This window comes from Flagellimonas iocasae (assembly GCF_042682725.1).
Classification (GTDB): Bacteria; Bacteroidota; Bacteroidia; order Flavobacteriales; family Flavobacteriaceae; genus Flagellimonas; species Flagellimonas iocasae.
Map to the genome: position 1 here is coordinate 337,219 of NZ_JBHUHU010000005.1, position 10,174 is coordinate 347,392.

Below are 10,174 nucleotides of genomic sequence, written 5' to 3' on the forward strand. Positions count from 1 at the left end.
AGGAACATGTTCTATAAAATTCTTGCCAAAATCAATAAAGCCCTGCTCCCCTCCTATACCAAAAAGGGGTTGGACTTGGCAAAAGCATCCAAATTACAATTGGCCATTATAGGATGGCGGTATTTTGTGACCACCAGAGCTTTGGACAACTAGTATTGCAACAAGGCCTCAATTTGATAGCCATTAAGCTTTTTGGCACCGTCTAAAAATGTGAGTTCCACCAAGAAATTGCACTGGACCACCTCTCCTCCTAGCTTTTCCACCAATTTGCATACTGCACTGGCGGTTCCGCCTGTGGCCAGCACATCATCATGGATGAGTACCTTCTCCCCTTTTTTGATGGCATCAGTATGAATTTCCAAGGTTTCGGAACCATACTCCAAATCATAGGATTCTGAAACCGTTTTGTACGGCAATTTTCCCTTTTTTCGCACTGGAACAAAACCGGCCTGCAGTCGTTCTGCTAACATTGGTGCGAAAATAAACCCCCTACTATCCACACCAACCACTTTGTCAATCTTCATGTTTGTGGTAAAGCCACATAGCGCTTCGCAGGCTCTAGCAAGGGCTTCTGGATTGTTTAAAAGTGGGGTAATGTCCTTAAAGATTACCCCTTGTTTTGGAAAGTCTTTAATATCACGGACGTAAGCGGCAAAATCCATATGCATTTTTAGTTGAGGCGGTTTTGTAGTAAAGTTAAAAAGAAATATATTTGCAGCCCTAATTAAAGGCCGCGTGGCGCAACTGAATAGCGCATCTGATTACGGCTCAGAAGGTTGCAGGTTTGAATCCTGCCGCGGTCACTAGGTAGCAATACCAAAATAAAGGAAAACCTTGCAAAATCTTCGGATTGCAAGGTTTTCGGCGTTTTTGGGGTACCATTTAATTTGGTTTGATTTGGTTTGATTTGTCAACAAATCGGTCAACAGATTTTTGATAGGTCAACAATGTTGACCGAAGGGCCCCGAGCCGAGAAACCATAGTTGATTTGACTTTCATCTTAATGTTCAACCTAAAAGATGACAACTATGAAAACATCACACACTTTTTCAATCCTATTCTGGATCAACAAATCAAGAGCCTCTAACCAACTAGCTGAGTTGTATGTGCGAGTAACTGTAAATGGGAAGAGGGCTAATATTGCTCTTAATAGAAAAGTGAAAATTGATCTGTGGGACTATACTAATAAAAAGGTAAAAGGTAACTCCAAAGAATCAAGACAAATCAATGATCATATAAACCTTGTCCAATCCAGACTATTTGATATTTATCAAGACCTTAAATACAAAGGCGAACTAATTACCCCGCAATTGGTCAAATCACTGTACAATGGTGAGAACATCAATTCAAAGACTTTATTGGAGTTATTGGAATATCATAATAGAAAAATCGAGAACACACTTGCCCTGGGCACTATCCGAAACTTTGGAATAACCGAAAATTATATCACCAGGTTTTTAAAACAGAAATTGAAAACAACGGATGTCAATTTGAACCAACTCAATTACAAGTTCATTTCGGACCTAGAAATGTTCTTGGTCAATTATTATCCAAAAGGCCACCCCAAGGCCATGAGCCATAACACGGTGATGAAACACCTGCAACGACTCCGTAAAATAGTCAATCTTGCATACCAGCTGGAGTGGATGGACAAAGATCCTTTTTTACGTTGGAAACCCACATTTGAACAGAAACAGCGGGAATTTCTTGGCCAGAACGAACTGAACAATCTGGAAACCTACAATTTCCCAATTGACCGGTTGGATCGTGTAAGAGATCTTTTTGTTTTCAGTTGCTACACAGGCATAAGCTACTCTGATATTATGGGCCTGACAAAAAACAATCTCATTATTGGAATGGACGGTAATAATTGGATAGCCACAAAAAGATTGAAGACCAAAACTTCAGTAAGGGTTCCCCTTTTGGAACCTGCCAAAAAAATACTGGATAAATATGAAAGTCATCCTATCACAACGCACTCCGGTACTCTTTTGCCAAAAATCACCAATGAAAAAACCAATTTATACTTGAAAGAGATTGCAGATGCGGTAGGCATCAAAAAGAACCTGACCTTTCATATGGCACGACATACCTTTGCCACAACTGTTACCCTATCCAATGGAGTTCCCATTGAAACGGTATCCAAATTACTAGGGCATACAAAGTTGTCCACAACACAAATCTATGCCAGGGTTCTGGACAAAAAATTGAGCGAGGATATGATCGACTTACAACTAAGGCTCAATGACAAAAAGGAGGTGTTAAAAAAAGGCGATGGCAACAACTGGTCCCCTGTTTAATTGATTTTTTGCCCCGTTTTGATCGCAGAACAATTCCCATCAACAGTAATCTTGAATACAAATAAAAAACAAGAGGCATAATGTAACCATTATGCCAATTGCCAACTAAACTAACTCAAATAAAAACTTTTATTAATTGTTCAAACCTTTTATCTGTGGAGGTTCTTACTTCTTAGGTATTCCAAAAGAATTTGTAGTCTATCGGTTTGAATCATATCAATGAACCAATCTTAGACTGATGGGTCCAAAGCTGCTTTTTCATCATCATATCCCAGTTAGAACTAGAAACCGAAATCTATCATTATATGGATCCTTTGAAGACAGCAGTTAAAAATAAGAAGCCACCCATAGATGCCATAGACAAAAATTTGACACATCTCAGGTAAATTCATGAATTTGTTTAAAAAACAACACCTCAAATTGACACTAATCATTCTTAAAATCTTTGTCCACTTGGAAATCACCAAAGCAGTCCATAAATTACCGTTAAGACTATCATAATGCAAAAAGACACTATATTGAACAGCGGTCCGGTCCTGAAAGTTTCCTTTTTCAGCTGTATGCCCTTGGGGTCATCTTTTCCTTTGGTCTGTAAATAACTAGCCAACATAATGACCGCCATGGTAATCAGACAGGTAAGTCCCATTTGGTCCATCCATGGCAGGGACGGGAAAAGAGATTCAAGCATACTTCCTTCGGCCCAGCCCTTTGGTCCTACCTTAAAAAACATGGCAATGGGTATGGAAACCAGAACCCCAATTATGGCTCCCCTATTGGTCGTCTTTTTCCAAAAAAGTCCCAATAAGAACACCGCCAAGATACCAGGACTTACCACTCCAGTATATTCCTGTATAAATTGAAAAGCCTGATCCAATCCTCCCAGAAGTGGAGCCACGACCATGGCAATGACCAAGGCGGCTGCGGCGGAAAGCCGACCTACCCCAACAAGCTTCCTATTGCTTGCACTGTTATTGATGTGCTGTTTGTAGATATCCATCGTGAAAATGGTGGAGGTGGAGTTCAACATGGAGGCCAATGATGAGACAATGGCTGCTGCGAGTGCCGCAATGGCCACTCCTTTCAACCCCGTGGGCAAGAATTGCATCAACCAAGGGTATGCTTTATCAGAAGCTCCAGAGGAAGGGATATTGGCAAGCCCCTGCTCCCCAAGACTTGACAATAGGCTTGGGTCATTAACAATGACATAGGCCGCTATTCCCGGAATCACCACGATCAATGGAATTATCAACTTCAAGAAAGCGGCAAACAATATCCCTTTTTGGGATTCCTTCAAGGACTTGGCCGCTAGGGTACGTTGTATGATGTACTGGTTGAACCCCCAATAATACAAGTTGGCAACCCAAAGTCCCCCTACAAGCACCCCAATACCGGGCAGGTTGATGTACTCTGGATTGGTTTCATCCAATATCATATCAAAATGGCCTGGAACCGTATCAAAAATGGTGTGCAATCCTGCCATTACCCCCTGGCCATCGGATACCGTATCCAATGCCAAATAGGTAGTGACCAATCCACCCAAGACCAAGAACACCACCTGGATAATATCTGTCCAAGCTACGGCCGCCAATCCACCATAAAGGGAATAAGCCGCTGCGAAGAGCCCCAGACCAATAATAGCATAGATCATATCTACACCCAAAATGGTCTCCAGTGCAAGTCCCCCCAAATACAAAACCGAGGTAAGGTTCACAAAAATGTAGAGGCAGACCCAGAAAACGGCCAAAATAGATTTCAGATTGGTTGAGAACCGTTTTTCTATAAATTCAGGGATGGTGTACAGTTCTTTTTCTATGAAAATAGGAAGGAAATACTTCCCTACAATGAGAAGCGTCAGGGCGCCCATCCATTCATAGGATGCGATACCCAGCCCAAGGGCAAAACCTGAACCCGACATACCAATGAACTGTTCTGCGGAGATATTCGCTGCTATCAAGGAAGCTCCAATGGCCCACCATGGTAAGGATTTGCTTGCCAAAAAATAGTCTTCTGTACTTTTCTTCTCTCCCTTCTTGGTCCGCGAGACCCATAGGCCCACGCTTAGGATTACAAGTGCATAAAGCACAAAGACCAGATAGTCCCAAAATTCAAAACTGCTTTCCATAGTTATTGGTTATTCGTTGGTTGATACTTATTTAATGGCTATCCATTTTGGAATAGTGTTCTGTAGGGAGTTGTGCCAAGGTCTGGGCCGCCTGTTCAGCGGTGATATCCCGTTGTGGGTTGGCAAACATTTCGTAGCCGACCATGAATTTTTTTACCGTGGCCGAACGCAATAAAGGCGGATAAAACGACATGTGGAAATGCCATTCTGCATGCTCCTCTCCCTCCGTGGGCCGCTGATGTATCCCAGATGAATAGGGAAACGAAGTTTCAAAGAGATTGTCATATTTCGTGGTCACCGTTTTGATCATCTCGGCAAAGGCCTTCTTTTCCTTTCCATCCATTTGTCCAATATCCTGGTGGTGTTTCCTTGGAATGACAATCATTTCATAGGGCCAAACCGCCCAATAGGGCACCAAGGCCACAAAATGGTCATTCTCCGCAACAATCCGTTCTTCCAGTTCCAGCTCTTGTTTCAGATAATCGCCCAAAAGACTCCTTTGGTGCTTTTTCCAATACTCTTTTTGATGAATGGTCTTCTTCCCTACTTCCTGCGGAACGGAACTCTGTGCCCAAATTTGTCCATGTGGATGAGGGTTGCTGCATCCCATGATGGCCCCTTTGTTTTCAAAAATCTGTACGTGGTTGATATTGTTCATACTTCCCAGTTCCAGATATTCCTTTTGCCAAAGTAATACCACTTTTTCAATTTCGGAAACTTCCATTTGGGGCAGTGTCAAGGAATGGTCCGGCGAAAAACAGACCACCTTGCAAATACCAGTCTCACCTTCGCCCAATAAAAGTCCTTCGTTATATGACTGTGCTTCTGTATCTGGAAGAAGTGCTGAAAAATCATTGACAAAACTGAATACATCCTCATAATTGGGGTTGGTCTTCCCGCCTGCCCTGACATTTCCAGGGCACAGATAACATTCCTTATCGTAGGATGGCTTGTTCAAGGTTGGCAGTTTTTCCTGTTTGCCCTGCCATGGCCGTTTGGTGCGATGTGGGGATACCAGCACCCATTCTCCAGTAAGAATGTTATACCTACGATGCGGTATTTGGTTCAATTGGTTATCAGCCATGCCTTTTGATAATTGCTGTTCCTTCACTGGGAACGGTTTGGAAAGAGGACAGTTCAATGGAAAACTTCTTTTTGTAGGCCTCACTCGCCGCATTCACAAAACTGTCTACAGCTTCCTTATGGATAATGTTCAAGGTGCATCCGCCAAAACCCCCGCCAACCATTCTGGCACCGAGTACTTCTTCCCAATTCTTTGAAAAATCCACCAAAAAATCAAGCTCAGGACAACTGATTTCGTACTTTTTGCTCTGTCCCTGGTGCGACTCGTACAAAAGCTTTCCCAACCTGATTAAATCATTGTTCTTTAAGTGCTCCACTGCTTTCAAGACCCTTTCGTTCTCTTCAAGCACATAACTGCACCTCTTGTAGCGTACATCGCCAAGATCTTCCTTACATTCGTTGATCATGTCCAAGGTTATATCCCTAAATGAATTGGGCACGCCATAACGTTCGGCAATAATCTTAAGACCGGAAGAGCTCTCCTCCTTCCTATCATTATAGCCACTTGTTGAAAGATTGTGTTTGACATTGGTGTTGAGCATCAAAATCACATAGGGGTCCATGTCAGTGGGTATGTACTCAAAATCCAGTGACCTGCAATCCAACAACATGGAATGCCCCTTCTTGCCCATGACCGAGGCGAACTGGTCCATGATACCGCACTGGGTCCCCACGAAATTGTGCTCTGCCCTCTGTCCCAGTTTCACTATCTGCCATTTATCCAGGCCCAGGTCGAAAAGCTCGTTCAGTCCAAAGGCAAGTCCACATTCCAAGGCGGCAGAGGAGCTTACCCCCGATCCCACGGGTATGTCCGTCTCCATCTCACAGTCAAATCCCTTTAAACCCTGTGTGAGCAACTGTATCTCGTTCAGGACACCCAGCACATAATTGTGCCAACCTTCGGTGCCCTTATCTATTTTGGCAAGATCTACGACCAGAACACTGTCAAAGCCCTTGCTCTTTATGGTGCACCTGGTATTACTGCCATTGACCCTAAACCTCATGGTAATGGACTTATCAATGGCGGCCGGCAGCACAAACCCATCATTATAGTCTGTATGTTCGCCTATCAGATTAATCCTCCCGGGAGAGGAGACCTCTAGGTCGTATGCAAATTCTGTGACATCCAGATCGCCAACTATTTTTTTCTTCATTAAACCACTATCATTTTTCATTTATTTCTAAAAATCAAATTGAATTCATATTTACTCCACTGAAAACCTGTATTCCGTAACGGTATGGTAAGTCGCTCCCGGGTTTAATTGTATAGATGGAAATTCTGGTTGGTTCGGAGTATCTGGAAAATGCTGTGTTTCCAAGCAAAAAGCTGTTCTAAAATCGTCCTTGGCACCGGATTTCAATGTATTCTTTGAAGTCATAAAGTTTCCGCTATAAAATTGGATTCCCGGTTCTTCGGTAAACACCTCCATGACAACTCCCGATTTATCACCCACAACCTTTGCTGCTCGAAGTAAGCCAATTTCATCACTGTTTAAAACATAATTGTGGTCATACCCCTTGCCAAATTCCAGTTGTTCATTTACTGCTTTAATACGCTCACCAATCGTATGCGGCTTCCTAAAATCAAAGGGGGTTGAGGCTACCTCTCTCAACTCTCCGGTTGGAATGAGTGCAGAATCCACTGGTGTGAATCGGTCCGCATTGATTTGCAGCTTATGGTTCAAAATCGTTCCGCTTCCTTCCCCATTGAGGTTAAAATAGGCATGGTTGGTTAAATTTACCACCGTAGGTTTATCCGTAGTCGCTTCATATTCAATAGTAACCGCATTGTCTTCGGTCAACGAGTAGGTTACTTTCGCTTGCAAATTCCCGGGAAAACCTTCTTCCATATCAGGAGAGGTGTACGTTAAAATCAATGTATGCCCATTGATCTGCTCGGCATCCCAAACCACATCTTGAAATCCTTTGTAGCCCCCATGTAGGGTGTTTCTATTGTCATTATTGGGCAGATTATATTCATTTCCGTTAATGGCAAACCTACCATTGGCAATGCGGTTGCCAACCCTACCAATGGTTGCCCCAAAATAGGCCTCGGGTGATTCAATGTATTCCTTAATGCTACCACGACCAATATTTACATCAATTGCATTTCCATTTTTGTCTTGTACAAAAAGACTTATGATCCGCCCACCATAATTGGTCATGGCCATTTTCAGATCCTCGCGCCGTAACCAATATAACTTCACGGACTTGCCGTCAATTGTTGCATTGAAGTCCCCATCCTTTATATTGCTCGCCAATGGAGCTTGTTGAGTTTCTGTCTTACTTTTACATACTTGTTTCATATTGCACGATGTACATATTGGGATTGCAATCAATGCCATTGCCCATGCGAGAATTTTAATATTTGACCGAATGATCATTTCTCCTCGCCGTTTAATTTTTTGATTAAATCAACCTCATCTTGTCTGTAAGGAGTACCATCCTTTCTGAACACATCATGAAACCATTCAATGGGCTCACTTCCATCTTCAATTGGAGTATTCCAGGCGTAGATGGTATTGGATTTTCCATTAACCAAGCCCCAGTTAATAGCTCCTATATTTTCCTTTTTGAGAACAGGCAAAACATTGGAGAATCTGCTGTTGTTGGTACGTGCCATATATTCGGTACAGATCATGGGGCGTCCATGTGTCTTTAGTAAATTGATTACATGCTGGTGCTTTTTCTCATCGTCATAATGGTGATAGGTAAGAATGTCTGAATTGGCTGCCTGAAACTCGTTGAGCTCCTGAAAATCCCATCGCCATAGACCAGCACTCAATGGTTGGCTCGGATTGACTTCCCTAGCCCAAGTGAAAATCGCTTTTAAAAGAGGCATGGAACTTGTCAATTTATCCGTATTCCCAGGTTCATTGTATAGGTCCCACAGAAGTATCCGATTATCATTGGCGAAAGTGTTCAGGATATCCTTTACATAAACTTCCAAGGCTGGAAAATTTTCTTTGTTCTTGGATGCTGGGTCACCTGGATCTTGCACCCATCCTGAATTGTGGGTTCCTGGCACAGGTTCAGGTTGCTTGCCAATTTTTGGCTCTTTCCCCCAAACGTCATCAAAGAACACAAACATGGTTTTGATACCATGCTTGTCGGCAATTTCCAAATAAGTTTCCATGTTTTTCTTGAAGTCCTTTGGATTTGCCTTATAGGCCAAACTGTGCAGGTATACTCTCATGGTATTAAATCCTACACCTTCGGCATAGCCCAACTCACGATCAATAGTCTCTGGATCAAATGTGCTGGATTGCCACATTTCCAATTGGTTGATTGCTGTACTGGGGACAAAATTGGCCCCGGTAATCCATTTTTGTTTGGCGTACCATTCACTCGCTTTTTCCTTTGACCATTTATTCTTTTCCAGAACATTTTCTTGGGCATTTGCCACAAGGATTGCACATAAAAACAGCCCAGTAATCAATATTCGTTTCATAATAATCTTGTTATTTTTTGATTCACACTTAAATATTCTTGAATGCTTTTGTTTTGGAATTAGCATCGACCTTGTAATTGGAATAGGCTATTCTGTGTGGGGAAGTTGAACAATAGAATTACCGGGCCTTTTTCAAAGCCCGATAATTTCCATCAACTAAACTCAAACAATCTAATTCAAACTAACTAACACTCGTATTCAAATAATTCTTGGTTTCATTTTGGTTTTTGAATGACTTTTTCCAACGGCCACGGTACACCAAAATTTGGCCTACCGTTTTCATCCCAACCAAACGATTGTATCCTAGTACTCCGTTGGGAACATCCCAATTCGGGTTTGTCCTTTGCATGATACACCAGCCAATATTCACTGGGGTCATTGGAGGTGGTGATAATATGGTGGCCTGGACCATACACATTGTTTTCTGTGGAAAATTCAAAGACAGCTTTAGAAAACCGCTTCCAAGATGCGGCTTTGGTAAAATCTGAATCCTTCTTGGCCGCCAGCATGCCCAAGGAATAATTATCGTCCCAACAGGCTCCTGCAGAATACACAATAAAGACCTCATCCCCTGGCCCCTCCAAAAATGAAGGTCCTTCCAGAATACTTCTTTCTCCGGTCTTCTCCCAATCATATTTGGGTGCGGCCAAAATGGTTTCATCGTCATTTAAGGTCCAAGGGTTGGACATGGTGGCGATGGCTATATCGCTGTGGTCATCTACGTAAGGTGAATACATGAAATACCGTTTATCGCCGTATTTGAAAATGGACCCGTCTATTCCGCAGTATTTTGTGTTGATTTTTCCCTTATCAATCCACTCCCCTTGCATTGGATCATGATGGCTGTTCTCCAGAACAAAGACATATCTAGAGTGATCTCCTTCATTGGATGCATCAGCAGCGGTGTAATAGATGTACCACTTTCCGTCTACATGATGAATCTCTGGCGCCCAAATGCAACAACTGTTTCCCCCCTCACTGGGAGCCTTCCATACTGTTTTTGAACCAACGGTCTCCACTTGGGTAAGGTCTTTAGTGGACCAAAGTTCCAAGCGGTTTCCCCTTGTTACCATGAAATAGTAATATCCATTGTCATGCAGCATGGCATAAGGATCGGCTCCATCCTCAAGAATGGGATTGGTGAATGTGCTTTTATCCTGACCTATTCCCATCTGAAAGAAGAGAATCGCAATCATGTAGACCAGTATATTTTTTAAA

Annotated in this window: 9 protein-coding genes and 1 tRNA gene; 3 read left to right on the plus strand and 7 right to left on the minus strand. The window is 42.6% G+C overall.

Features of this window, described 5'->3' with window-relative positions:
- Window positions 1–6: 6 nt before the first annotated feature.
- Window positions 7–153, plus strand: a complete 147-nt coding sequence (locus ACFSJE_RS15660; RefSeq protein WP_379831810.1) for an SsrA-binding protein — start codon at window positions 7–9, stop codon at window positions 151–153.
- Here the strand turns inward: ACFSJE_RS15660 and ACFSJE_RS15665 are convergent.
- The gene (locus ACFSJE_RS15665) at window positions 150–662 is read right to left on the minus strand and encodes an adenine phosphoribosyltransferase (protein ID WP_379832303.1); all 513 of its coding nucleotides are present in this window, start codon (window positions 660–662) and stop codon (window positions 150–152) included. The two genes, ACFSJE_RS15660 and ACFSJE_RS15665, sit on opposite strands and share 4 nt — an antisense overlap.
- 67 nt (window positions 663–729) lie before the next feature.
- On the opposite strand from ACFSJE_RS15665, the gene ACFSJE_RS15670 reads away from it, so the two are divergent.
- Together ACFSJE_RS15670 and ACFSJE_RS15675 are read left to right on the plus strand one after the other, a co-directional pair.
- Window positions 730–803 (plus strand) — tRNA-Arg (locus ACFSJE_RS15670).
- Between the two features lie 225 nt (window positions 804–1,028).
- Window positions 1,029–2,300, plus strand: a complete 1,272-nt coding sequence (locus ACFSJE_RS15675) for a site-specific integrase (protein WP_379831811.1) — start codon at window positions 1,029–1,031, stop codon at window positions 2,298–2,300.
- A 460-nt stretch (window positions 2,301–2,760) separates the two neighbouring features.
- Here the strand turns inward: ACFSJE_RS15675 and ACFSJE_RS15680 are convergent, their stop codons facing one another.
- From ACFSJE_RS15680 to ACFSJE_RS15705, 6 genes are all read right to left on the minus strand, one after another.
- A complete protein-coding gene (locus ACFSJE_RS15680; protein WP_379831813.1) occupies window positions 2,761–4,422 on the minus strand; it encodes a sodium/sugar symporter in 1,662 nt (553 codons plus the stop codon).
- 31 nt (window positions 4,423–4,453) lie between these two features.
- Window positions 4,454–5,506, minus strand: a complete 1,053-nt coding sequence (locus ACFSJE_RS15685) for a UDP-glucose--hexose-1-phosphate uridylyltransferase (protein WP_379832304.1) — start codon at window positions 5,504–5,506, stop codon at window positions 4,454–4,456.
- A complete protein-coding gene (gene galK, locus ACFSJE_RS15690; RefSeq protein WP_379831814.1) occupies window positions 5,499–6,659 on the minus strand; it encodes a galactokinase in 1,161 nt (386 codons plus the stop codon). The genes ACFSJE_RS15685 and galK overlap by 8 nt, the downstream gene beginning before the upstream one ends.
- Before the next feature lie 51 nt (window positions 6,660–6,710).
- Complete coding sequence (locus ACFSJE_RS15695; protein ID WP_379831815.1) at window positions 6,711–7,811, minus strand: aldose epimerase family protein; 1,101 nt, start codon at window positions 7,809–7,811, stop codon at window positions 6,711–6,713.
- A gap of 74 nt (window positions 7,812–7,885) precedes the next feature.
- Window positions 7,886–8,956 (minus strand): glycoside hydrolase family 2 TIM barrel-domain containing protein, encoded by a 1,071-nt coding sequence (locus tag ACFSJE_RS15700; RefSeq protein ID WP_379831816.1) that lies wholly within the window; start codon window positions 8,954–8,956, stop codon window positions 7,886–7,888.
- 215 nt (window positions 8,957–9,171) lie between these two features.
- Complete coding sequence (locus ACFSJE_RS15705; RefSeq protein WP_379831817.1) at window positions 9,172–10,152, minus strand: glycoside hydrolase family 43 protein; 981 nt, start codon at window positions 10,150–10,152, stop codon at window positions 9,172–9,174.
- Window positions 10,153–10,174: the final 22 nt, after the last annotated feature.